Here is a 23100-nt window from a genome sequence, read left to right on the forward strand (position 1 = left end):
CTGGGGGAGGGGGCGGGGGATAGCTGTGTATCGAGCCGTTCCCAAGGCTCTTCATTGCCTTATCCGGCGTCAATGCGGCACGAGCAGAGCCCTGTAGATCAATGGCTTACAGGGCTGCCGTGAGTGATGAACTGTGTCAGGGTTATTCTTTTACATCCATGAACTCTTCCGCCCACGCCACGTAGCTTTCCGGCAACGTGTACGTGTGCGTCAGTTCGGTGGCACTGAGGTTATCCGTGCTGTGGGTCAACTGACGTTGGGCACGCAGGCTGTCATACGTCGCCTTGATCGCGGCGAAGTAAGCCCCATGACCGGCAACCACTATGCGCACGCCAAGGCTGGCCAGACGCTGGGCGTCATTCAGTTTGGGGTTGGCGTAGGTCACCAGCATCAGTGGCACCGTCAGGTTTTCCGCGATCTTCTCCAGGTGCACGAAATCGGCCACACCGACCATGCAAATCCCGTCGGCGCCGGCTTTCTGGTAGGCCTGGGTGCGTTCGATAACGGCTTCGGTCGGCAACACGCCGGCATTGGTCCGGGCAATGATCGACAACTCCGGATCGACACGTGCTTCCAGCGCCGCGCGGACCTTGCCGATGCCTTCTTCAATGGAGATCAGGTCGGTGGACTTGCGCCCGAACTGCGCCGGCAGCAACGTGTCTTCAATGGTCAACGCGGCCACACCGGCACGCTCGAGCTCTTCGACGGTACGCATCACGTTCAGGGCGTTACCGTAGCCGTGGTCGGCGTCGGCGATGAACGGCAACTGGGCAACGCGGCCGATGCGGGTGGCTTGCTCAACGAACTCACTCAGGGTGATCAACGCAAAATCGGGTGCGGCCAATACCTGCAACGAGGCGACGGAGCCACCGAGGATGCCGACTTCAAAACCCAGGTCAGCGGCGATACGCGCCGACATCGGGTCGAAGACGGAAGCGGTTTCAACGCAGGTTGGGGTGGCAAGCAATTCACGGAATTTGCGGCGCAGGGCTGAGTGAGAAATCTTTGGCATGGGCTTTCCTGGTTCTGGGCATCGTCTTGTGACGATCAATGTCTATTCGTGGTGGGGCGAGATTAACATGCGGGCGGGGGGGAGATGATGACGTTTCAGCATTAGGGCAGGGGCTGGTGCATGGAGCGTGGGTTTACGGTTTGGGGGGGACAGGCGCCCGGGGCGGGCGCCGTCCTTTCCTTCATGCCTGTTCTTGATAGCCTTTTCGCAGTTTCTCCGCGATCAGTTTCTCTGCTTCACGCAACGCGCGTTCGGGACTCTCCAGGGATTTGATCAAGGTCTGGCCCTTGGTGCCGATGCGGCCGAAACTCACCACCACCTCAGCCTCCGTGACGCCGATACGCCAGAATTTATTAGAGTTGCCTTCGCCATAGGTGAACTCGCGCATCGACGGCGCCGCTTCAGGGGTTACCGCAGGCTCGGCTTCGATCTCGACGGTTTCCACGACCTGTTCCAGCGCTGGCAGTGCAGGCGCTTCTTCACCCCGAAGCAGCGCTTCGATGCGCTTGAGCACTTCCTCCGGATCGCGCAGCCAGTCATGGCTGAGCACGTCGATGATCCTCCAGCCGAAGCTGCGCAATACCGTCGGGCGAAAGATATAACGCTCACGCACGTCAGTCGCGGCTGCCGTGTCGCTGTCGAGCAGCACCCCCAGACTGAAGTATTCACCGCTGGCGTCACTGATCGCCAGGTCACAGCGGAACTGTGAACGCCCGACATATTCCTGCACCGAGTGCCCGCGTTGGCGCAACGCGACGGCGAGGGCGCTGCGCAGTTTGTCCCTGGGCAGGCTGACGGCAAAGGACTGCTTGGCGCCCGGGTTGAGGTTGGCCAGGATGCCCTGGGAGCGCGGTGCATCGCCGCTGGCACTGGCCTGGGCAAATTGCAGGAACGCGCGCAATGCAGCAGCGCCGTCGTTGTGGGTATTGGTGATGGCCTCGGACTCAATGCTGGAGACAATCGCCATGCGCTTGCGCGCACGACTGAAGATCACGTTAAGGCGTTTTTCTCCGCCGCGCTGGTTGATCGGGCCGAAGTTCATCAGCATCTTGCCGTTCGGTCCCGGCGCATAGCAGATGCTCAGGATGATCACATCGCGCTCATCACCCTGCACGTTCTCCAGGTTCTTGACGAACAGGCCATTGAACTGCCCGGCATCTTCACGCACGTACTCGCGCTCAAGGCGTGTGGCAAAGGCCGAATCATTGCTGGCCAGGTCTTCCAGAGCCTGCTCGATGGCGCCTTGCTGGGCCTCGGAAAAGGCCACGATGCCCAGGCTCAGGCCGGTCTCGCGTTGCAGCAGTTCACGCACGAGGTTGGCGATGTAGCGGGCTTCGGCCAGGTTGCTGCGGCTGAGGTAGACGCCATCGCTCATCTTCAAGAAGCTGATCGGGCTGTCGAGCAGCGTGTCGGCGCCCTGGATCACGGCCTGGGCGTCGCTGGAGTCCAGCGCGGCGTGGGCTGGGGCAGGGCGCTCGATACGCCGGTCGGGAATGGTGATCAGCCGCCCTTCGTAGAACGCTGCGTTGGAGAAACTGATCAGCGCCTCGTGGCGACTGCGGTAGTGCCAGGCCAGCAGGGTCGCCGGCAAGTTGCGTGCGGCCTGGCTCAGCAGGCTGTCGGCATCGAGGTTGATTGCGATCTGTTCCCCGTCCTCCATGGCAATCAGGTCGTTATCGTCCTGGTCACCGGCACTGGAGAAGAAGTTGGTCGGTGGCAACTGCATCTCGTCGCCCACCACAATCACCTGCTGCGCACGGCTCAGGGCGGGCACGGCTTCTTCGCTGGGGATCTGGCTGGCCTCGTCGAAAATCACCACGTCAAACAGGTCCGGGGTCAACGGCAGGGTGTCGGACACCGACAACGGGCTCATCAGCCAGATGGGCTTGAGGTCGTTGATCACCCGGCCACTGTCGCCACTGGCCATTTCGCGAATGGAGCGATAGCGCATGGTCTTGCCCAGCTCATGTTCCAGTTCGCGGCGGCCCTTGGCATAGGCTTTCTTGAACTCGCGGGCCTGGGCGTCCAGCTGGGTCACTGACATCGCCGATTGCTTCACATGCTCCAGAAATCGCTGGTGCAGGGTGGCGCTGAGCACGTGAGCGTTGCTCTTGAGCAGGTTGCTTTCGGCCTGGCTGACCTGGCGCGCGGCCAGGCTCAAGGCCGGACCGTCAAAGCGTGCCATCTGCGGATTGGCGCGGTACAGGCGGGTCAGGTTTTCCTGGGCAATCAACCCGTCCAGCACGGGTTGTGGCAAAGCATACTGTTGCACGACCGCCAGGCAGCCGGGATCGGCCTGGTGCAGCTCGTTGAGCAGGGGCAGGGTGTCGGGCAGTTCGTCGAGTTCTTCACGCAGGTCGCGCAGGTATTCGGCTAGCTCGGCCAGGCTTGGCGCGGCGTCGAACACACACTGTTGGGCAACCAGCTCGGCCAGGCGCGCGATGGGTTGGCGCAGGCTGGCTTCCTGGCGCACAACGGGCAAGTTGCTCGGGTTGCCCCGCAGGCCTTCGACCCACTTGCGCAACAGCGGTGATGCGCTCAGTTGCTGCAGCAAGGCTTGCAGGTTGTGCACGAACAGGTCGATATCCTGGATGCCGTAGCGACCTTGCAGGCGTTGCTGCTCGGCGTGCAGCTCGGCGGTGGCGCGGTGTTCACCGGCCAGGTTGTCGAGCACACTGCGCAGGCTGGGGCGAATCGCGTGCTGACTGAAGTCGTAACGGCGTTGAAGTTCGCCACGCAGGCGCCACCAGCCGGGTTGCAACCAGCGCAGCAGCGAGCCTTCCTGGCGCTGTACCTGCTCCAGGGCCGCCTGGGTGTCCTGGGGCTCAAGTTTCTCGCGCCAGTGGCGGGTGGTTTCACGGGCGTTGTGTTGCTGCACGGCCAGTGCCTGCAAGCCGGCCTGTTCGGCGTGCAGCGCTTGGGAACCCGTTGAACCAGGTTCCAGCAGGTCGAGGTGAGCCGCCAGGTTGGCGCCGGTCAGTTGCTCGGCGGCTTGAGTCAGCACGCACGCATCCGTCAGGCGCGTGTCACCGGACAGCAGGCTGGAGGATGACTCCAGGAACGACTCGACGCTGTCCATCAGCCCACTGGCTTGCTCCAGAAACGCCTTGAGCTGGCCGTAGGCATGCTCGTGGGTGACCAGGCTTGAGGCCAGGTGGCTGAAGGGGTGACGCGCAAAACTGTCGAGGCCGAAGCGTTCCTTGATGGTCTGATACAATCGGCCGGTCAGCTCCTGTTGTGCCTGCCAGTGCCGCCATTCGGGCAAGCGTTCCAGCGCTTCGGGCGGCAGCTGTGCAGTAACGGGTGGCAGCTCGATCAAATGACGGACCAACTCACGCACCGAACAGGCCAAGGACTCCGGCACGCCGGCCATCGCCTGTTCAAAGCGCTCTATCAGGCCCAGTTGCTGGCTCAGGGTCGCCAGCGTGGCGTCACGCCGAGCTTGTAACTGCGATGATTGGGCATCACCGGCGATCCAGCGCTCATAACACTCACGCAGGTTGCCCACGAAGGCTTTCTTGTCGGTCTGGGAGTCGTGAATCAGGCAGCACAATTCGCCCAGTTCACTCTGTTGCAAGCGATGGAACACCACGTCCAGCGCCGCACGCTTTTCACACACAAACAATACGCGCAGGCCGCGCGCGGCGTAGTCGGCGATCAGGTTGGTGATGGTCTGGGACTTGCCGGTGCCCGGCGGCCCCTGAATGATGAAGTGACGCCCGGTTCGGGCCAGGCTGACAGCGGCGTTCTGCGTCGCATCACCGGCCACCACGTTCCACTGGTCGGGCAGCGGGATCGGGTCTGGAGTCTGGACTTCGACGTCTCGCGGCTCAATCGAGAACATCCGGTCAAACGCTTCGTTTTGCGCGGGCTCATCGATCAGCTGTGCGTAGTCACGCACCAGCGACATCTTGCGATAGTTGAAGTTGGCCAGGGTCACCTGGGTCAGGTCGATGTCCCAGGCGTAGCGGTGCCCCTGATTCTCGGGCATGGCGAAGGTGCTGTTCTCGGTGCTGCTGGCGACCATCTGCGGATGCTGGTTGCGCAGCACAGGTTTGGCGCCGACGGCCAGGCGCAACGGTAACTCGCTGGGCAGCACCTTTTGCTGGAACAATTGCAGGCCCAGCGGGCGGTAGTCTTCGCGGTCGTAGCTGAAATCCGGCCTGACCAAGGGCATCGCCGAACGCTGACGGGCGCGACGACGCTGGAAGTGGTGCAGATGCTGCACGGCCTTCTGGTGGATCAGTTCGATTTGCGGTTTGCTTTGCAGGCGCAACTCGACGCCGGGCTCGGTCAGTTTGATCTGGCGCGCAATATCGGCGTGGATTTCCTCCAGGGACGTCTTTTGCAGGTCGACGGTTTCCGGCAACTGGATATCGTAGAGCTGGCGCAGTTGATGCCGCAGTACCGGGTTGAACTCGGCTTCGGTCTCATCGCACTGCAACATGAACTGGTCGCGCACACCCTTTTTGCGGCTCAGTTCCACCGGCAGCCAGAGCAGGGGAGTGACGATGCGTTCTTCCGGCGTGTCCTTGAGGTTGTGCCAGCGCATGAAGGCCACGACCAGGCGCAGGTTGCTGAAGCCGAACTCGGCGCGGTCGCGGCGGGTTTCCTGGATGATGCGTTCCAGCGACGCCTGCAACCAGGTCTGGTCTTCAAACCGCAACCATTGCTGCAGGCCAACCGGTTTGCCGCTCAACACCTGCTCGGAGAAGCCACCGAAGGTAGGCTGCCAGGTGCACAAGGCTTCGGGGCGGATACTTTCAACGCGCATCACCAAGGGCACGCTGGCCACGGTCAAGTTGACGTTGGCTTGCGTTGGCCGGAAGTACAGCAGGCGATTGCGTCGCGAAAGGTCAAACAAGCGGTTACGCAGATGCTCCAGCACCACGGTGCGCCGTGAAGCCGGGCCTTCGGCCTGGGCCAATACACGCTCGACATCCAGGCTGGCCGGCTGTTCGCGCCAGGATTCCAGGCGCCGCACCAGTGAGCCGACATCCGTGGCGCGTTCATGGCGGTTCAGCTCGGTCATTTCAACGATCAAATTGGCCAGCACCGGGTTGAGCCGGCCGTTGAGCTGGAACAGGTTACGGCGATGCCGGGCAAAGGCCTTGAGGTCGTTGATATCGGCAAAATCCAACCCGCACGCCAGGCAGGCCAGCAACTGGCCGAGCTGGAAAATATCGGTTATCTCGTCGTGGTGCCCGAGGCGATGCTCCCAACTGTGCAGGTCGGTGAGGAACACCGGGTGGTCAATGGTCTGATGCGGGTCTTCCTGGACTTGCAGGTCGGTCACGGCCACGCCACTTTCCGAATCCCGGGTCAGGCGGACCTTGCCGACAATATTCAGTGCCGACTCCGGATTAGGCTGCACCTGCTTGATCGCTTCCAATGCCAGCCGTGGCGAGACGCCTTCGGGATTGCGCAGTTGCAGCGTGCGTTCCGGCCCTTGCAGCACATCGAGATAACTGAGTTGGGCGACACGTCCCAGTTCATGCAATTGCGCAACCTGGCGCAGTAACGGCAGCGCCAGGAACAGCACATCGTCGATGGGGACGGCGACGCCATCGTGGGTCTGCAGCAATTGCGTGAAATTGATGGGTTGGGTTATCGGGTCCATGTGTCGACCTCCGCTTTGAGCGCGCGAACGATCGGGTCGAGCTCACGTTTGGGTAATTTGATATCGCGCTTGAGCACGTTGATAAAGTCGTCGCTACTGCCGAGCTTCTTGGCGGTGCGCGCCGCGTGCAACAAGGCCTCATCCCGCAGGTCGCGGTCCACCAGGCTCAGGTCGAGCATGATGAAGTGCAGGTATTCGTGGATGCTTGCGTCGACACACTCGGCATTCAGCGTGCCCAGGTCCAGCGTGGTTTCGTTGTCTTTCCAGTCGGGAAAGAATCCACGTACCTGATTGAGCACCACCTCCGATTGCAGCACGGAGGTGCCGATGAAGCTGGCGATAAAGCTGCGGGTGAGGGCGGTCAGCTCGACTTGGCCGATCACATCCAAACGACTGAGCGCCAGCGGCCCGCGCAACCGGCCATGCAGCCAATTGTCGGTATCCGGCACCTGCCGCCACCAGCTGTCCACCGCCTGGGAGCGCAGAAACGTCTCCGGGTGCGAAACGCCTTGGGACAACGGTGCATCCTTGCCATCCAGCTCCTGGGCCTGCTTCAGGTAACTGGCGGCATCGACGCTGACGATCCCGGTGTGAATCTTGACCAGCGAGGTAATCGACGCTTCCGGCCCGCCGGCCACCAGGGCCGCGCCTCGGTCGGCATAGATTTCGGTGTGCAGGCTATATAAACGCGCGGTCTGTTCCAGGCTCGGAGGCGTATTCATATCAGCCATGGCGTGATTGAGAATCCGCTCGGCGGTGAGATAGTCACCACCGTGCTCAGACCATAAGCGGTAATGGGCCAGCTCATGCCCGAGCAGCGCCAGTAACTCCTGAGCGTCGAGCCGTTCAAGAATCGGTCCGTAGAACACCACATGCACTTCACCGGCCAGGTAATACAGGCTGGCATTCATCGCGCCGTCGCCGGCTTGGTAAAGCGTCGCGGGCGCCTGGATCTGCAAGCATTGCAGCGCCGTCTCACAGGCCTGATAGGCCTGCGGGTGGGTCTCGGGGCTCAGGCGATAGGTGTCCCGCAGCAACTGTGCGCGCACATCCTGGGCATGTTCCTGCTGGACGCCCAGAGAAGAGGCCCACTCCCACACGACAGGCTCATGGGTTTTCAGGTAATCGACCACACGCTGGTGGTAAGGCAAGGGGGTCAGGCCGCTGATATCCAGCGCGGGGGTACTCATCGTTCAAACGTCCTTGAGAGGATACGGCTCCATAGACTGCGACTGTGCAGCAGAGACTTGGGCGGGCATCCCGGTATCAGTGATCGGCAATAGAGGCGGAGCATACCTAGGGGGTAGGAAAATTACTTGTGAAAGTGCTTGGATGCGTGGCCAGCTGCAAATGCAGTTAGAGTGGTGATGATTATCTTGATCGCTGTGTGAAAAATGAATGCTCCGCTTTTTGTTTCTCTGGATGGCCCCAAAGGCACCGGCAAAACCACGTTGTTGGAGGCTGTAACGGCGGCACTGAGGGCGGAAAACAAGAAAGTCATTCGGCTTTGCGAGCGAAAAAGCGACCCCTACAGAGGTGAAACCATGGCCCTGGTCAATGAACTTGCCAGAAATCCTTCACGGGATTTGGAATGGGCTGTGTGTGAGCGCTTTGCCGAGAGTCGCCGCTGGATATCCCGGAATGTCCTGACTCGGCAGCCGTTGGGCAGCATTATCCTGATTGATCGCTGGTATCCCTCTGAGGCTGCGTTTCGACACACGATACCGTTTGCAGAGATTCTGCAGTTGAACCTGGAGCTAAGCGTGCGAGTGCCGGATCTGCATGTCGGTGTTGTCACCGCGCCGGATATTTCATGGGCGAGAGCAACGGCACGATCACGAGGATTGGGCGGCACAGTGATTCAGAAGTATGCAGAGCATGTTGCGTGTACCGAAATGTTCGAGCAGGCGGTTGTGGGTCAGGGCTGGGTGTTATGCCGTAATGAAGGTGCGATTGAAGAGGCTGTGAAGCAGGTGGTTGTTGAGATTCGTAAAGTGGCTGGGTGATACGTGTAGCGTAATACATGATTTAACATAATATACATTATGCGTAACATAATATTGCGTAATCAGGGGCAGTGCCCGTCAGATTTCAACAGGCAAAACCCCCTGTCAGATTCAAACCTGAGCAAAGCCTCCATCGACAAACATTTCACTGCCCGTCATGAAGCTGCTCTCATCCGATGCCAGGAACAACGCGGCGGCTGCCACTTCTTCAGGCTGACCGATACGGCCCAGTGGCACCTGCGCCGTCATGTCGTCGATGATCGCCTCCTTCTGGCCTGTACCTGACAACGCCGAGTCCAAGCCTGGTGTCGAGATCGGTCCGGGTGAAAGTACGTTCACGCGAATGCCGGTGCCTTTGAGATCCAGCGCCCAGCTTCTGGCGAAATTACGCAACGCCGCTTTGGTGGCGCTGTACACGCTGAACGCCGCGGTGCCCATTGTCCCGGTGGTCGAGCCAGTCAGGATCACGGAACCGCCGGCCTGCATCAGTGGCAAGGCTTTTTGCACGGTGAACAGCGTGCCTTTGACGTTGATGCCGAACGTGCGGTCGAACGATTCCTCGGTGATCGACCCGATCGGTTGGAAATCCCCCAGGCCTGCGTTGGCAAACAGTATGTCAACACGCCCTTTGGCAGCTTTAACCTCGGTGAACACACGGTCCAGGTCGTCCAGCTTGGCAATGTCGGCCTGGATGGCGATGGCGTCAGGCCCGATCAGCTCCAGCGCCTTGTCCAGCTCTGACTGTCTACGGCCTACAATCACCACCTGTGCGCCTTCAGCTGCAAAGCGAATCGCGGTGGCCAGGCCGATGCCGCTGTTGCCGCCGGTAACCACTGCAACTTTTCCGTTGAGCTTGCTCATGATGACTCCAAAAAAGAATGTTGAGGCGCAACTCTAGATCCGCTCTATTCTTTTGAATAGTATGCACCTTTTGGTAAGTACCCTTGGAGGCACCTCAATCATGGCCAATAACTCATTCAATTGCGGGCTCGAGGCGGCCCTGGCGGTGATTGGCGGCAAATGGAAGCCGCTGGTGCTGTTCAACCTGGCGCAGAATGTTCATCGATATGGAGAATTAAAGCGCGCGATTGGCGGTGTGACCGATAAAGTGCTGATCCAGCAACTCAAGGAGTTGGAGCGCGATGAGATTATTTTTCGCGTGGACTTCCAGGAAATACCGCCCAAAGTCGAGTATTCCCTGACGCCGTTCGGGGAGTCCCTGGCGTCGGCGTTGGGTGGGTTGTGCCAATGGGGTACGCAGCATATGCAAACGGTAGAGCGCATCGCCGCACGGAGGACGTCTGCCCTCTCCCAATCCTGAGCCCCCTGCCCTGATGCCTAACTCAACTAAATGACTATTTAGTTGAGTTAAATCAATGGTTTACAACTGAAATCGATCAACCGACTGCGACAGCTTGCCGGCCAGGCTGGACAATTCGTCCGTTGTTGACGCTGTCTGGCCAATGACCCGGCTGTTGTTTTCCGACATGCCGGCAATCATCTCCACCTGGTGCGCAATTTCATTGCTGGCCAGGCTCTGTTCACCGATAGTGCGCGAGATATCGTTGACCATCTCCGTGGTGTTCAGGGTCGCTTGCAAAATCTCGCGAATCGCCCGCTCCACCTCGGTGGTTACCGCCATGCCCTTGTCCACCTGAGCCACGCCCTCCTCCATGCTGGTCACCGCTTCGCGGGTACTTTGCTGGATACGCTCGACCATGCTGGCGATTTCCAGGGTTGAGGCACTGGTACGGCCGGCCAGGCTGCGAACTTCATCGGCGACCACTGCGAACCCCCGCCCCTGTTCACCGGCGCGGGCGGCTTCGATCGCGGCATTCAGGGCCAGCAGGTTGGTCTGGTCGGCGATCCCCTTGATTACCTGGATAATGCTGAAAATTGCTTCGGACTCTTTGTCCAGCGTGCGGATCACCTGGGCCGACTGCTGCGCGGAGCGGGCAATGCCGCCCATGTCGTTGACCACCTGATGAATCACCCGGCCACCGTCCTTGGCCAAGGTTTCGGCCTGGTTGGCCATGTCCAACGCTCGCCCGGCATGCCGAGTGATTTCCTCGATACTGGCGGTCATTTCACTCGCAGCCGCGGCCATGGTGCTGGCCGCCGCACTTTGTTGCTGGCTGCTGCCGGCCACTTCATGGCAACCGTGGCTCAGTTGCTCGCTCATGCCATTGACCCCGTGGGCGTTGCTGCGCACCACTTCGATCATGCCGCGCAGATCCCGTTGCATGGTGGCGAGGCTGCGAATCAATGTGCTGGCTTCATCTTTGCGCCGGGGTTCGACAATCGCTTCGTTCAAGTTGCCCCGCGCAATGCTGGCGGCAATACGGCTGGCGGCCTGCAATGGCCCCATGATGCTGAGCATGACCCAGCGGCCCTGGGCCAACAACAGTAAAAGACTGGCGATCAACACCACGCCGAGGGTCAAATTGGCGTTGCTGATGGTCTGCTGTGTACCGAGGCTGGTCTGCTGGGTGTTGGTCTCGATCAGCTCGCTCAGCGCGGCCATTTGATCTTCAAGCTGGGTGAAAGCGGCATTGAACGTTCCCAGTTCATTGCGTGCGGCGTCGGGATTGTCCAGCGCCAGGGCGACAATGCGCTCACCGGCGGCAATGTAGTTGTCCAGGCTCGGTTTGATTTTTTCCAGGTTCGCCTTGAGCGTGTCGTCCAACGGCAGCTTGAGGTTGTCTGCCAGCACCTGCCGAAAGTGCTCAGCGTGATCCTTCAGGGAGCTGTTCACCTGCGCTTTGCTGCTGGTGCTTTTGCCCAGGCCCACCAGCATGGCTGACAGTACATCGGCACGCAGGGCGTCGTGCATCATGTCGGCTTCCATGTGATTGCGCAGCACCGTCATGCTCAACTCGTTGTCCTGCACGGCATTGCCCATCCGGGTATTTCCCAGGTAGCCGGCAAGGCTCATGATCAAGGCGGTCAGCAATCCGGTCGCAATCAACAACATCAAGCGCAGTTTGATCGTCATGCAGGTATCCCCATAGCCTGGACAGCCGGTTGGGAACCCAACCGCTTGAGCGTCTAGTACCGTTATCGGCAGCCGTTGCTTATTAGTGAAGCCCAAGTCAGGGAATCTGCGCGATTCCCTTGTGCTCGCGTGCAAGGGCAGCTCTTTGCCTCGGCGTTATCAGGGCTACATCGAAGTTGTAATGACTCTGTAAGCGTCATCTTGTACAGCCGCAGGCGGACCACTAAGCTGGCCGATCCCTTGAAGATACCGGAATTCCATGTCTCGAAGCATTGCCCACCTCGCCCTCCTCCTGGGCTTGATCACCGCCGTCGGCCCGTTCGCCATCGACATCTACCTGCCCGCACTGCCAACCCTGGGCGCCAGCCTGCAGGCCTCGCCGGCTCTGGTACAGATGAGCCTCACGGTGTTCTTCGTCATCGTCGGCCTGTGCCAGTTGTTCTACGGGCCGATCAGTGATGTGTTCGGGCGCAAGCCGCCAATCTATGCCGGCCTGGTGATTTTTATCGTGGCCAGTGTGGGGTGTGCCTTGGCGCCGACCATCGAGACACTGATCGCGTTTCGTGCCCTGCAGGCGTTCGGCGCCTGCGCGGGCATGGTGATTCCCCGTGCCATCGTGCGGGACCTGTACACCGGGCATGAGGCCGCCAGGCTGATGGCGTTGCTGATGCTGGTGATGAGCGTCTCGCCGATCCTCGCGCCATTGGCCGGCAGCCTGGTGATTGCGCTGTGGAGCTGGCGTGAAGTGTTTGCCGTGCTGGCGGTGCTGGCGGCGGCGTGCCTGGTGATGACCATTGTGCAACTGCCGGAAACCCACCCGGCCGAACGCCGGTTGGGCAAGACCCTGGGCAACGCCTTCAGCAGCTATGGCGCATTGCTGCGTGACCCGGTATTCATCGGCCTGTCAGTGGTCTGCGGTTTTGGCCTGGCGACCTTCTTCGTGTTTATCGGCAGCGCGCCGTTCGTGTACATCGAGTACTACGGCCTCACACCCACGCAGTTCAGCCTCGGCTTTGCGTTGAATGCTGCGTCGTTTTTTGCCATGAGCCAACTCACTGCACGCCTCAGTGCGCGCTTTGGCCTGGCGCCGCTGATTCGTTGGTCGGTAACGGCCGTGGCCGCCGTGATGGCCGTCCTGGCGGCCACAACACTGTGGCTCGACAGCCTGGCCCTGACCATGACCCTGCTGTTTATCGGCTTCGGCTTTCTCGGCTTGCTGCTGCCGGCCGCCGGGGTACTGTCCCTGGAGGATCATGGCGCGGTAGCCGGGTCTGCTTCAGCCCTGCTCGGCGCGATCCAGATGATCATCGGTGCCGTGTCCATGACCCTGATCGGCGTGTTCGCCGATCACACGCCGGCGCCGATGCTGATCGGCATAGCGCTGTGCGCTATTGCGGCGCTGTTGACCACGCTGTGGACCTTGCGTCGTTTGCCAGCGCATTTGGCCAACAACCCGCCCTCCCCCTGATTCATCACAAGTCAAACCGATCCACCGCCCGCCGCCGCTCATTGTCGTCACGCACGTCATAACTGGCGGTGGTCTGGATATTGGTGTGGTGCGCGAGCTTCTGCGCGATCGACAGGTCATGCTCTTCAATCACCCGGGTGATGAACGAGCGACGGAAGTCGTGGGGCATGATCTTCACTCCCACCTGTTCGCCGCGCTGGCGGGCGATGTAGTAGATCGCATGCTTGGTAATGCGCTCGCGGGTGATATGGCTGCCACGGCGGATACGGTTGAACAGGAAGCTGTCGTCCTGCTCGCCCTCCTTGAGCTGCTCGCGCCGAAACGCCAGCCACGCCTGCAATTTGCCGAACGCCCAATCCGGCGCGTACTTGATCAACTCCTTGTTGCCCTTGCCGATCACCCGCAGGCTGCGTTCTTCAAAGTTGATTTGCGCCAGGTCGAGGTTGACCGATTCCGACTTGCGCATGCCGGAGCCGTAGAGTATGCCGATCACCGCGGCATCCCGCAGGCCCTGGGGGCGTGGGTCGGCGGCGCAGACTTCCATCATTTCGCGGATCAGGCTGCGCCGCAGGTTGCGGCCCTGGCCCAGGCGCGTACCGGGTGCAGCCTTGACGGTGCGCATGCGCAGCAGGTGCTCCTGGCTGATCAGGTTCAGACGCCAGGCTTCATTCATCACCCCGCGCACCGCGTTCACATACAACGAGGAGGTATTCGGTGCATAACCGTCCTCGCGCAGGGCGGCGACCAGGGCGATGACGTGTTCGGGTTGCAGCAAGTGCCAGTCGATGTCTTCGAGGTTGATATCCTCGAAGCCCAGGCGGTCGGCCGCATCTTGCAGCACGTAGCGCATGGTCAATTGGCTGGAGGGGGCCAGGCGGGTGAGGTATAGGGTCAGTGGGTTGCGGATAGACTCAGTCAAGGTAGATCAGCCTTTGGATTAAATACCTCGAACAAGCCTTTGTTTAATCGAGGTATTTAGTGAATTGGCGAGTGCCGAGTCTAACCCAGGACCAGCCCCGGCACAAAATCACGGGGCCGTATCGTCGTCCTCGGTGGGCTCCTGAGGCTGGACCTGGGTCTGGCTCCACTCGCTGTCCTGCTTCTGCATCAATGCGAACCAGTGCTGGCGCATGAACGTCAGGTACGCCTCCGGCGCCTTGGCAAAGTCCTTCTCATCGCCATAACACCCCGGCAACGGCAACTCGGTGCCCTGCTCCTTGTACTGGCTGACCAGCGCCTGCTGAGCGGCCACGCTGCAGTCCTTTGGCAGCGGCATGCCGCGCAGGGCGCCGGCCTCTTCGTCCCACCAGGCCGCACCGACGCGGTCGACCCCACGCAGGCGGTACTTCTGCGACTTGCCGACGTGCATGATCAACTTGAATTCGTTGGGGCTGACATCACTGGTGCAGGTGCGCGAATAGCCCACGGTGGCCTGGGTGATGCCGTCGCCAGTGAGGTCGGTGACTTTGGTTGCAGCCCTGTCAAAGCGCAGGGACGCATCGAATTCGCAGTGCTGCACATCGTCGTAGAGCATCCACACGCGCTTGGGGCGGTTGCCGTCGATCAGGTACTGGGCCGCATACACGAATGCCGACTGGGTGCCGTCGTCATCGCGCTCGCTGACTTGTTCGGCGAGCACCAGCAGGTTCTTGCCTTGTTTATCGTCCCAGGTATACGCGGCGATCTGCTTGCCGCGCACTTCCACGCCGTCCGGCACCTGGTCGATGCTGGTCAGCGCCACCCCATCATCGGCGCATACGGTGGTGATGCACGCGACGCTCATCAACAACCCCATCAACACTGGCCGCAATTGGCCGCGTAAAAGCTGCACGCTATTCATCCGTTCACCCTGGCAAGAGACGGCTTACTTTACCGGCACTTGCAGGGCATTGCAGAGAATATTCTTCACTGAAAACAGGATTGAATAACATTGCGTCGCGATCCCCCCCGGCGCCTTGTGCAGCACCGCGTCCGCTTAGCTGAACCCTAGCTGTCTACCTGTCAAATAAACGAGTTTTTCATCTGCGTTTCATATTCGTACTACATTTTTACGCTTAATCTTGCCCTTGTTGACTTGAGGGCCATCCGCGCTTCTCCAACTAACCCATTGATTCCGCTTTACCTTTACGCAATATCGTCTTTACTGCAGTTCACCAGGAAGAACACACGGCCAGCGCTCAGGAATGTCGAATGAACACCACGCACACCACTGCCTTTTAATCAGTTGCCTGTACTTTCGCCCACTGATTGCTGCTGTTTCAGCGCTCCAAGTTGCTCTAACCCCGAGGTCATGAATCTTTGAAACCCTACCCTATTCATTGCGTGTCGATCGTTATCCCGGTCTACAACGAACAAGAGAGCCTGCCTGAATTGCTGCGCCGTACCACCGCAGCCTGCAAGCAACTGGCCTACGAATACGAAATCATCCTGGTGGATGACGGTAGCCGCGACAATTCGGCCCAACTGCTGGAAGACGCCGCCGCTGAAGACGGCAGCAACGTGGTCGCGGTGATCCTCAACCGCAACTATGGCCAGCATGCGGCGATCATGGCCGGTTTCGAGCAGTGCCGGGGCGAAGTGGTGATCACACTCGACGCCGACCTGCAAAACCCGCCGGAAGAAATCCCGCGCCTGGTCGAACAGGCCGCCCTCGGTTACGACGTGGTTGCCACCGTGCGCAACAATCGCCAGGACTCGGCCTTCCGCCGCTGGCCGTCGCGCCTGATCAACCTGGCCGTGCAGCGCTCCACCGGCGTGGCCATGACTGACTACGGCTGCATGCTGCGTGCGTATCGCCGCACCATCGTCGACGCGATGCTCGCCTGCCGTGAGCGCAGCACTTTTATCCCGATCCTGGCCAACGGTTTTGCCCGGCACACCACGGAAATCCTGGTGCACCATGCCGAGCGCGAACACGGCGAATCCAAATACAGTGCCATGCGCCTGATCAGCCTGATGTTCGACTTGCTGACGTGCATGACCACCACCCCGCTGCGCCTGCTATCGATTGTCGGCTTCAGCCTGGCGGCGCTGGGCATGTTGTTCGCCTTTGCATTGATCATCCTGCGTATGGCCTTTGGTGCCGAATGGGCCGGCGAAGGCATGTTCGTGCTGTTCGCGGTGCTGTTCGTGTTCACCGGTGGCCAGTTCATCGGCATGGGCCTCCTGGGTGAATACCTGGGCCGCATGTACAGCGACGTGCGCGCCCGTCCGCGCTTCTTTATCGAAAAAGTGCTGCGCAACCAACCGGCAGCACCGGCTCCCGTGGTCGTCGTCGACGGCCTGGTGTCCTCCCATACCTCTACTTCTGCTGATCAGGTCTAATCATGAGTTCAAAAGCTGTTGTATTCGCGTACCACGATATTGGTTGTGCAGGCATTGAAGCGCTGCTCAGCACCGGTTACGAAATTGCTGCCGTGTTCACCCATGCCGATGACCCCAAGGAAAACAACTTCTACGGTTCCGTCGCGCAACTGTGCGCCCGCAACGGCATCCCGGTGCATGCCCCGGAAGACGCCAACCACCCATTGTGGATCGAGCGCATCGCCAAGCTGAACCCGGACTACATCTTCTCGTTCTACTACCGCAACCTGCTCAGCGAGCCGCTGCTGGCCACCGCCGGCAAAGGCGCGTTCAACCTGCATGGCTCGTTGCTGCCGAAATACCGTGGCCGCGCCCCAGCCAACTGGGTGCTGGTCAACGGCGAGACCGAAACCGGCGTGACCCTGCACCGCATGGTCAAGCGTGCCGATGCCGGTGCGATCCTGGCCCAGCAGAAAGTCATCATCGAGCGCAGTGACACCGGCCTGACCCTGCACGCCAAACTGCGCGACGCCGCCATTACCCTGCTGCGCGACGCCCTGCCGCAACTGGCCCAGGGCAAACTGGCCGAAACCGCCCAGGACGAAAGCCAGGCCACCTACTTCGGCCGCCGCACCGCCGCCGATGGCAAGTTGGAGTGGAAAAAGCCGGCTGAAGAACTGTTCAACCTGGTACGTGCCGTGACCCAACCTTACCCAGGTGCTTTCTGCGCCGTGGGCGAGCACAAACTGATCGTGTGGCAGGCCGAAGTGGTCAAGGGCAACGAAGGCCTGGCCCCTGGCCGCGTGATCAGCGTCAACCCGCTGCGCATCGCCTGCGGTGAAGACTCCCTGGTGGTCAAGTTCGGCCAGCGTAACGCCGACGGCCTGTTCCTGGCCGGCCCCGCCCTGGCGGACGCACTGGGCCTGGTCGACGGTTCCGTACTGCGCGGCGCCGAGTCCGGCCGCAAGCCTCGTCGTACCCGCGTGCTGATCCTGGGCGTGAACGGTTTTATCGGTAACCACCTGTCCGAGCGCCTGCTGCGTGACGACCGTTACGAAGTCTACGGCCTGGACATCGGTTCCGACGCCATCGAGCGCCTGCGCAGCCACCCGAACTTCCATTATGTGGAAGGCGACATCAGCATCCACACCGAGTGGATCGAGTACCACATCAAGAAGTGCGACGTGGTCTTGCCGCTGGTGGCCATCGCCACGCCAATCGAATACACCCGCAACCCGCTGCGTGTGTTCGAACTGGACTTTGAAGAAAACCTCAAGCTGGTGCGCTACTGCGTCAAGTACAACAAGCGCGTGATCTTCCCGTCGACCTCCGAAGTCTATGGCATGTGCCAGGACCAGTACTTCGACGAAGACACCTCCAACCTGGTGGTCGGTCCGGTCAATAAACAGCGCTGGATCTACTCGGTTTCCAAGCAACTGCTGGACCGTGTGATCTGGGCGTACGGCGACAAGGGCCTGAAATTCACCCTGTTCCGTCCGTTCAACTGGATGGGTCCACGCCTGGATCGCCTGGACTCGGCACGTATCGGCAGCTCCCGCGCAATCACCCAACTGATCCTGAACCTGGTGGAAGGCACGCCGATCCGCCTGTTCGACGGCGGCGAGCAGAAGCGTTGCTTCACCGACATCGCCGACGGCATCGAAGCCCTGGCACGCATCATTGACAACGAAAATGGCGTGTGCGACGGCCAGATCGTCAACATCGGCAACCCGGAAAACGAAGCCAGCATCCGTCAGTTGGGCGAAGAACTGCTGCGTCAGTTCGAGGCGCACCCACTGCGTGGCAACTTCCCACCGTTTGCCGGTTTCCGCGACGTCGAAAGCAAGGCGTTCTACGGCACCGGTTACCAAGACGTGGCGCACCGCAAGCCAAGCATCGAAAACGCCAAGCGCCTGCTGAACTGGGAGCCGACCGTGGAGATGAGCGAAACCATCGGCAACACCCTGGACTTCTTCCTGCGTGAAGCCATGCTCGAAATCGCGGACAAGAAATAATGCAGGCAGGCCTCCGCATCGACGTCGATACCTACCGTGGCACCCGTGAGGGTGTACCACGATTGCTCGAGTCCCTGGATGAAGCTGGGGTGAAAGCGACGTTCTTCTTCAGTGTCGGGCCGGACAACATGGGGCGCCACTTGTGGCGTCTCATCCGCCCGCAATTCCTGTGGAAAATGCTGCGTTCCAATGCGGTCGGCCTGTATGGCCTGGACATCTTGCTCGCCGGCACTGCCTGGCCGGGCAAACCGATCGGCCGCGACCTGGGGCACTTGATGCGCCAGGCCAAGGCCGCCGGGCACGAAGTGGGCCTGCACGCCTGGGATCACCATGGCTGGCAGGCCAATACCGGGCGCTGGAGCGAGGCGCAGTTGATCGAGCAGATCCGCCGTGGCGTCGACACCCTCAGCGACATACTCGGTGAGCGCATCGACTGTTCCGCCGCCGCCGGTTGGCGCGCGGATGAACGTGTGGTGCAAGCCAAGCAAGCTTTTAACTTTCGCTACAACAGCGATTGCCGGGGCACCAGCCTGTTTCGTCCAACCCTGGCCGATGGCAGTGCGGGCACCCCACAAATTCCGGTAGACCTGCCGACCTTCGACGAAGTCGTCGGGCCGGTGGTGGCTGCCAAAGACTTCAATGGGTTCATCCTCGACCGTTTTGCCGCGTCGAAACTCAACGTTTATACGATTCATGCCGAAGTAGAAGGGATTCTGATGGCCAACGATTTTCGCCATTTGCTCGCCCAGGCCGGGCAGCGCGGCATCGACTTCAAACCACTGGGCGAGCTGTTGCCAGCGGACGTGACCACCCTGCCCCAGCAACAGCTGGTGCGCGGTGCGTTGCCGGGCCGCGAGGGTTGGCTCGGAGTGCAGCAGGCATGATCCGCCGTTGGGCCTTGCCCCTTCTGCTGTTGGCGTTTGGTGTGTTCTACCTGCTGCCGCTGGCTACCCATGGCCTTTGGATTCCGGATGAAACCCGCTACGCGCAGATCAGCCAGGAAATGCTGCTGACCGGCAAGTGGGCTTCGCCGCACTTCATGGGCATCCGCTACTTTGAAAAACCGGCGGCGGGCTACTGGATGATCGCGCTGGGCCAGGCAATCTTCGGGCAGAACCTGTTCGGCGTGCGGTTTGCCTCGGCCCTGAGCACGGGCTTGAGCATTCTGCTGGTGTACGGGGTGTCGCGCCGGCTATGGAATGACCCGCGCAAAACCCTGGTCAGCACCGTGCTGTACATGAGCTTTGTCAGCGTGGCGTTGCTCGGTGGCTACGCCAACCTGGATCCGCAGTTCACCTTCTGGGTCAACCTGACCGGTGCTGCCCTGTGGTTCTGCTTCGACAGCACCACCCGCAACGGGCGCCTGGGGTCCTGGGCGTTGCTCGGCCTCGCCTGCGGCATGGGCTTCATGACCAAAGGCTTTCTTGCGTGGTTGCTGCCGGTGTTGATCGCCCTGCCCTATGCGATCTGGCAGAAACGTTTGCGTGAACTGCTGGGCTATGGCGTGGTTGCCGTGGTGGTGGCGATTGTCGTCAGCTTGCCGTGGGCGCTGGCGGTGCACCTGCAAGAGCCGGACTACTGGAATTTCTTCTTCTGGCACGAGCATATCCAGCGCTTCGCCGGTGACGATGCCCAGCATGCCGAGCCGTTCTGGTATTACCTGCCGCTGTTGGTTGCGTTCTGCCTGCCGTGGGTGGCGCTGTTGCCGTCCACCGTCAAACAGGCGTGGCGCGACAAACGCAGCGCAAAAATCGGTTTTATCGTGCTGTGGCTACTGATGCCCCTGGCCTTCTTCAGCCTGGCCAAAGGCAAGCTGCCGTCCTACATCATGCCGTGCCTGCTGCCCCTGGCCTTGTTGATGGGCAATACCCTGGCCGACAAACTGGCCCAGGGACGCAGCCGTGCGCTGCGCATCAACGGCTGGCTGAACCTGATCATCGGCGTAGTGGCATTGCTCGCGCTGACCTGGGTGCAATTGAAGAAACCGGTGTACGAGCACGGCCAGGAAACCCTAAGCCTGGTGCTGGTGTTCACCTTTCTGTTTGCCTGGATCCTCGTCAACCTGTTGCAGGCGGCCCGGCCGTTGCACCTGTGGGCCGCGCCGGTCCTCGGCAGTTGGCTGATGGTGGCATTGCTGCCCGCCGCGTTGCCGCACTCGGTGGTGTACAACAAGACTCCGGACCAATTCATCATCGACCACCTGCAGGAACTGCAACCGGCCACGGCCCTGTTGAGCAATGACCTGGGCGCAGCGTCGGCACTGTCGTGGCGCCTGGCGCGCCCGGACGTGACGCTCTACAACACCGTCGGCGAAGTCAAATACGGCCTGGCCTACGCGGACGCCACGCACCACAAGGTGGATACCACCCAAGTCCAGCAATGGATGAGCGTTGCGCGCCAAAAGGGCCCGGTCGGCGTGGTCATGCGGGTCAAGGGCGATGACGAAATCGCCGAAGTCGACTTGCTGCCCAAGGACGGCAAGCGCTACGAACAAGGCAACATCGTGATCCTGATCTTCCCGCAGGCTGCGCAATGATCACCCTGCTGCTGTTACTGGCCGCCTGCCTGCTCACCTGCATGGGCCAGGTCTCCCAGAAGTTCGCCGTGGAAAGCTGGCGCGACCTGCCGGATGGCTGGGCGCTGAAACTGCGCTCGCCCTGGTTGTGGTCGGCGCTGGTGTGCCTGGGCCTCGGCCTGCTGGTGTGGCTGCTGGTGTTGCAACGCCTGGAAGTCGGCATTGCCTACCCGATGCTCAGCCTCAACTTCGTGTTGGTCACGCTGGTCGCGCGTTTTGTATTCAAGGAACACATCGACACCCGCCATTGGCTGGGTGTAGCGCTGGTGATCGGTGGCGTCGTGCTGCTGGGGCGCCAGGTATGAGCCGGGTTCAGGGGTTTGCCCTGGCCCTGGGCAGCGTCGGCCTGGTCAGTGCCGCCCAACTGGGCATGCGCTGGAGCATGACGCGCCTGCCGCTGCCCAGCGAATGGCTGGACGCCTTCAGCCAGAACAGCATCGACCTGGGCGCCCTCGGCGTCGTGACCCTGGCGATCCTGGCCTACGCGCTGTCGATGCTCTGCTGGCTTGGCGCGCTCAAGCATTTGCCGCTGGGCCGCGCCTATTCGCTGCTGAGCATCAGCTACGCCTTGGTATACCTGCTGGCCGCCAGCCTGCCGGTGTTCAACGAACATTTTTCCGTTTCAAAAACCCTGGGGGTGGCGCTGGTCATCCTCGGTGTTCTGGTTATCAACTCTCGTCGTGCTAGCGCCACAAGTCCCAGGAATGCCCCATGAAAATCAGTGTATTTGGTAGCGGTTACGTCGGTCTGGTGCAGGCCACCGTGTTGGCTGAAGTCGGCCACGATGTCATTTGCATGGACGTTGACAAGAACAAGGTCGAGTCACTGCAAAAAGGCCATGTGACCATCTTCGAGCCGGGGCTGGCTGCGATGGTCAAGGAGAACCTGGAGAGTGGGAGGCTGCACTTCACCCATGATGAAAAGTTGGCGGTGGAACACGGCGAAGTCCTGTTCATTGCCGTGGGCACCCCTTCGGACGAAGACGGCTCGGCCGACTTGAAATACGTGCTGTCGGTAGGCGACGCCGTGGCCCGCCACCGCAAAGAGCCGGTGATCCTGGTGGAAAAATCCACCGTGCCGGTCGGCACCGGCGACACCCTGCGCGCCCACATCGAAAAAGCCCTGCACCTGGCCGGCCGGCACCTTGAGTTCGATATCGTCTCCAACCCGGAATTCCTCAAGGAAGGCTCGGCCGTTGCCGACTGCCGCCGCCCGGACCGCATCATCATCGGTTGTGAGCGCGAAGAAGTGCGCGACGTGATGCGCGACCTGTACGCACCGTTCAACCGCAACCATGACCGCATCATTTTCATGGACCTGCGCAGCGCCGAACTGACCAAGTATGCCGCCAACTGCATGCTGGCGACCAAGATCAGCTTTATCAACCAGATCGCCGAGCTGGCCGAGCACCTGGGGGCGGACATCGAAGCCGTGCGCCTGGGCATCGGTGCTGACTCGCGTATTGGCTACCACTTTATCTACCCCGGCTGCGGCTACGGCGGTTCGTGTTTCCCCAAGGACATGCGCGCCCTGATCCACAGCGCCAAGCAAGCCAACTGCTCCAGCGACCTGCTGGAAGCGGTGGAAGCCATCAACCAGCGTCAGAAGAGCAAGTTGTTCGAACGGATCAATGCGTTCTTCAAGGGCGACCTGCGCGGCAAGACCTTTGCCCTGTGGGGCCTGGCATTCAAACCCAACACCGACGACATGCGCGATGCCCCCAGCCGCGTGCTGATGGAAGCCCTCTGGGCCGCCGGCGCCAACGTACGTGCATTCGACCCGGAAGCCATGCAGGAAACCCAACGCATCTACGGCGATGACCCACGGCTGATGCTCATGGGCACCCCGGAATCGACCCTGGGCGGTGCGGATGCGCTGATCGTCTGCACAGAATGGCAGCAGTTCAAGGCGCCGGACTTCGACCTGATCCACCAGCGCCTGAAAACCCCGGTGATCTTCGACGGGCGCAACCTCTACGACGGCGAGCGCCTGGCGCGCAAAGGCTTCCAGTACTACCCGATCGGCCGAGGCGATTCCTGCCAACTGCCGATTCCCCAGCAGCAATGGGTAGCCCTGGGTGCAGGCCAGGTCGTGGAAGCCTGAGAC

Annotated in this window: 17 protein-coding genes and 1 pseudogene; 10 read left to right on the top strand and 8 right to left on the bottom strand. The window is 60.9% G+C overall.

The annotated features are described in order from the left end of the window. Window positions 1-142: 142 nt before the first annotated feature. The 3 genes from NL123_RS16165 to NL123_RS16175 form a co-directional block, all read right to left on the bottom strand. On the bottom strand, window positions 143-1012 hold the full coding sequence (locus NL123_RS16165; protein ID WP_248481542.1) for an isocitrate lyase/PEP mutase family protein: 870 nt from the start codon (window positions 1010-1012) through the stop codon (window positions 143-145). A gap of 181 nt (window positions 1013-1193) precedes the next feature. Then, window positions 1194-6632 carry a WGR domain-containing protein gene (locus NL123_RS16170; protein ID WP_494355771.1) on the bottom strand — a complete coding sequence of 1813 codons (5439 nt, stop codon included), beginning with the start codon at window positions 6630-6632 and terminating at the stop codon, window positions 1194-1196. Then, window positions 6620-7822, bottom strand: a complete 1203-nt coding sequence (locus NL123_RS16175; protein ID WP_494355772.1) for a M48 family metalloprotease — start codon at window positions 7820-7822, stop codon at window positions 6620-6622. Before NL123_RS16175 ends, NL123_RS16170 begins: the two co-directional genes overlap by 13 nt. Before the next feature lie 204 nt (window positions 7823-8026). Between NL123_RS16175 and NL123_RS16180 the strand changes: the two genes are divergently transcribed. After that, a complete protein-coding gene (locus tag NL123_RS16180; protein WP_494355773.1) occupies window positions 8027-8638 on the top strand; it encodes a dTMP kinase in 612 nt (203 codons plus the stop codon). 111 nt (window positions 8639-8749) lie between these two features. On the opposite strand, the gene NL123_RS16185 is transcribed toward NL123_RS16180, so the two are convergent. Then, window positions 8750-9499 carry an SDR family NAD(P)-dependent oxidoreductase gene (locus tag NL123_RS16185; RefSeq protein WP_494355774.1) on the bottom strand — a complete coding sequence of 250 codons (750 nt, stop codon included), beginning with the start codon at window positions 9497-9499 and terminating at the stop codon, window positions 8750-8752. 100 nt (window positions 9500-9599) lie between these two features. Here NL123_RS16185 and NL123_RS16190 point away from each other — a divergent pair, with 100 nt between their 5' ends. After that, window positions 9600-9959, top strand: a complete 360-nt coding sequence (locus tag NL123_RS16190) for a winged helix-turn-helix transcriptional regulator (protein ID WP_248481535.1) — start codon at window positions 9600-9602, stop codon at window positions 9957-9959. Between the two features lie 60 nt (window positions 9960-10019). Here the strand turns inward: NL123_RS16190 and NL123_RS16195 are convergent, their stop codons facing one another. Further along, window positions 10020-10883, bottom strand: a complete 864-nt coding sequence (locus NL123_RS16195) for a methyl-accepting chemotaxis protein (protein ID WP_494358315.1) — start codon at window positions 10881-10883, stop codon at window positions 10020-10022. A gap of 42 nt (window positions 10884-10925) precedes the next feature. Continuing rightward, window positions 10926-11633, bottom strand: a pseudogene (locus NL123_RS16200) (MCP four helix bundle domain-containing protein); the annotation flags it as partial. A 259-nt stretch (window positions 11634-11892) separates the two neighbouring features. Between NL123_RS16200 and NL123_RS16205 the strand changes: the two are divergent. Then, window positions 11893-13101 carry a multidrug effflux MFS transporter gene (locus NL123_RS16205; protein WP_494355775.1) on the top strand — a complete coding sequence of 403 codons (1209 nt, stop codon included), beginning with the start codon at window positions 11893-11895 and terminating at the stop codon, window positions 13099-13101. Between the two features lie 4 nt (window positions 13102-13105). Here NL123_RS16205 and NL123_RS16210 read toward each other — a convergent pair whose 3' ends face one another. Both NL123_RS16210 and NL123_RS16215 read right to left on the bottom strand, forming a co-directional pair. Then, complete coding sequence (locus tag NL123_RS16210; protein ID WP_494355776.1) at window positions 13106-14020, bottom strand: site-specific integrase; 915 nt, start codon at window positions 14018-14020, stop codon at window positions 13106-13108. A 108-nt stretch (window positions 14021-14128) separates the two neighbouring features. Further along, complete coding sequence (locus NL123_RS16215; RefSeq protein WP_248481529.1) at window positions 14129-14941, bottom strand: M949_RS01915 family surface polysaccharide biosynthesis protein; 813 nt, start codon at window positions 14939-14941, stop codon at window positions 14129-14131. A gap of 458 nt (window positions 14942-15399) precedes the next feature. Here NL123_RS16215 and arnC point away from each other — a divergent pair, with 458 nt between their 5' ends. Genes arnC through NL123_RS16250 form a run of 7 tightly spaced genes read left to right on the top strand, consistent with a single transcriptional unit; the run spans window position 15400 to window position 23097 of the window. Continuing rightward, entirely contained in the window at window positions 15400-16425 is a 1026-nt protein-coding gene (gene arnC, locus NL123_RS16220) for an undecaprenyl-phosphate 4-deoxy-4-formamido-L-arabinose transferase (protein WP_494355777.1), read from the top strand. 2 nt (window positions 16426-16427) lie between these two features. Further along, window positions 16428-18419, top strand: a complete 1992-nt coding sequence (gene arnA, locus NL123_RS16225; RefSeq protein WP_058425883.1) for a bifunctional UDP-4-amino-4-deoxy-L-arabinose formyltransferase/UDP-glucuronic acid oxidase ArnA — start codon at window positions 16428-16430, stop codon at window positions 18417-18419. Further along, window positions 18419-19303 (top strand): 4-deoxy-4-formamido-L-arabinose-phosphoundecaprenol deformylase, encoded by an 885-nt coding sequence (gene arnD / locus NL123_RS16230; protein ID WP_494355778.1) that lies wholly within the window; start codon window positions 18419-18421, stop codon window positions 19301-19303. The genes arnA and arnD overlap by 1 nt, the downstream gene beginning before the upstream one ends. Beyond that, a complete protein-coding gene (gene arnT / locus NL123_RS16235; protein WP_494355779.1) occupies window positions 19300-20955 on the top strand; it encodes a lipid IV(A) 4-amino-4-deoxy-L-arabinosyltransferase in 1656 nt (551 codons plus the stop codon). Before arnD ends, arnT begins: the two co-directional genes overlap by 4 nt. After that, entirely contained in the window at window positions 20952-21299 is a 348-nt protein-coding gene (gene arnE / locus NL123_RS16240) for a 4-amino-4-deoxy-L-arabinose-phosphoundecaprenol flippase subunit ArnE (protein ID WP_494355780.1), read from the top strand. Before arnT ends, arnE begins: the two co-directional genes overlap by 4 nt. Further along, the gene (arnF, locus tag NL123_RS16245) at window positions 21296-21709 is read left to right on the top strand and encodes a 4-amino-4-deoxy-L-arabinose-phosphoundecaprenol flippase subunit ArnF (protein WP_248481519.1); all 414 of its coding nucleotides are present in this window, start codon (window positions 21296-21298) and stop codon (window positions 21707-21709) included. Before arnE ends, arnF begins: the two co-directional genes overlap by 4 nt. Then, window positions 21706-23097 carry a UDP-glucose dehydrogenase family protein gene (locus NL123_RS16250; RefSeq protein WP_494355781.1) on the top strand — a complete coding sequence of 464 codons (1392 nt, stop codon included), beginning with the start codon at window positions 21706-21708 and terminating at the stop codon, window positions 23095-23097. Before arnF ends, NL123_RS16250 begins: the two co-directional genes overlap by 4 nt. The last annotated feature ends 3 nt before the right edge of the window (window positions 23098-23100 follow it).

Source organism: Pseudomonas sp. FBCC-B1565, from assembly GCF_059133265.1.

Coding starts and splice junctions, on each gene's coding strand:
- NL123_RS16215 (WP_248481529.1), bottom strand. CDS start 14,941: ATGAATAGCGTGCAGCTTTTACGCGGCCAATTGCGGCCAGTGTTGATG.
- NL123_RS16205 (WP_494355775.1), top strand. CDS start 11,893: ATGTCTCGAAGCATTGCCCACCTCGCCCTCCTCCTGGGCTTGATCACC.
- NL123_RS16165 (WP_248481542.1), bottom strand. CDS start 1,012: ATGCCAAAGATTTCTCACTCAGCCCTGCGCCGCAAATTCCGTGAATTG.
- NL123_RS16185 (WP_494355774.1), bottom strand. CDS start 9,499: ATGAGCAAGCTCAACGGAAAAGTTGCAGTGGTTACCGGCGGCAACAGC.
- arnA (WP_058425883.1), top strand. CDS start 16,428: ATGAGTTCAAAAGCTGTTGTATTCGCGTACCACGATATTGGTTGTGCA.
- arnE (WP_494355780.1), top strand. CDS start 20,952: ATGATCACCCTGCTGCTGTTACTGGCCGCCTGCCTGCTCACCTGCATG.
- NL123_RS16175 (WP_494355772.1), bottom strand. CDS start 7,822: ATGAGTACCCCCGCGCTGGATATCAGCGGCCTGACCCCCTTGCCTTAC.
- NL123_RS16195 (WP_494358315.1), bottom strand. CDS start 10,883: ATGCAACGGGATCTGCGCGGCATGATCGAAGTGGTGCGCAGCAACGCC.
- arnF (WP_248481519.1), top strand. CDS start 21,296: ATGAGCCGGGTTCAGGGGTTTGCCCTGGCCCTGGGCAGCGTCGGCCTG.
- arnD (WP_494355778.1), top strand. CDS start 18,419: ATGCAGGCAGGCCTCCGCATCGACGTCGATACCTACCGTGGCACCCGT.
- NL123_RS16170 (WP_494355771.1), bottom strand. CDS start 6,632: ATGGACCCGATAACCCAACCCATCAATTTCACGCAATTGCTGCAGACC.
- NL123_RS16250 (WP_494355781.1), top strand. CDS start 21,706: ATGAAAATCAGTGTATTTGGTAGCGGTTACGTCGGTCTGGTGCAGGCC.
- NL123_RS16180 (WP_494355773.1), top strand. CDS start 8,027: ATGAATGCTCCGCTTTTTGTTTCTCTGGATGGCCCCAAAGGCACCGGC.
- arnT (WP_494355779.1), top strand. CDS start 19,300: ATGATCCGCCGTTGGGCCTTGCCCCTTCTGCTGTTGGCGTTTGGTGTG.
- NL123_RS16190 (WP_248481535.1), top strand. CDS start 9,600: ATGGCCAATAACTCATTCAATTGCGGGCTCGAGGCGGCCCTGGCGGTG.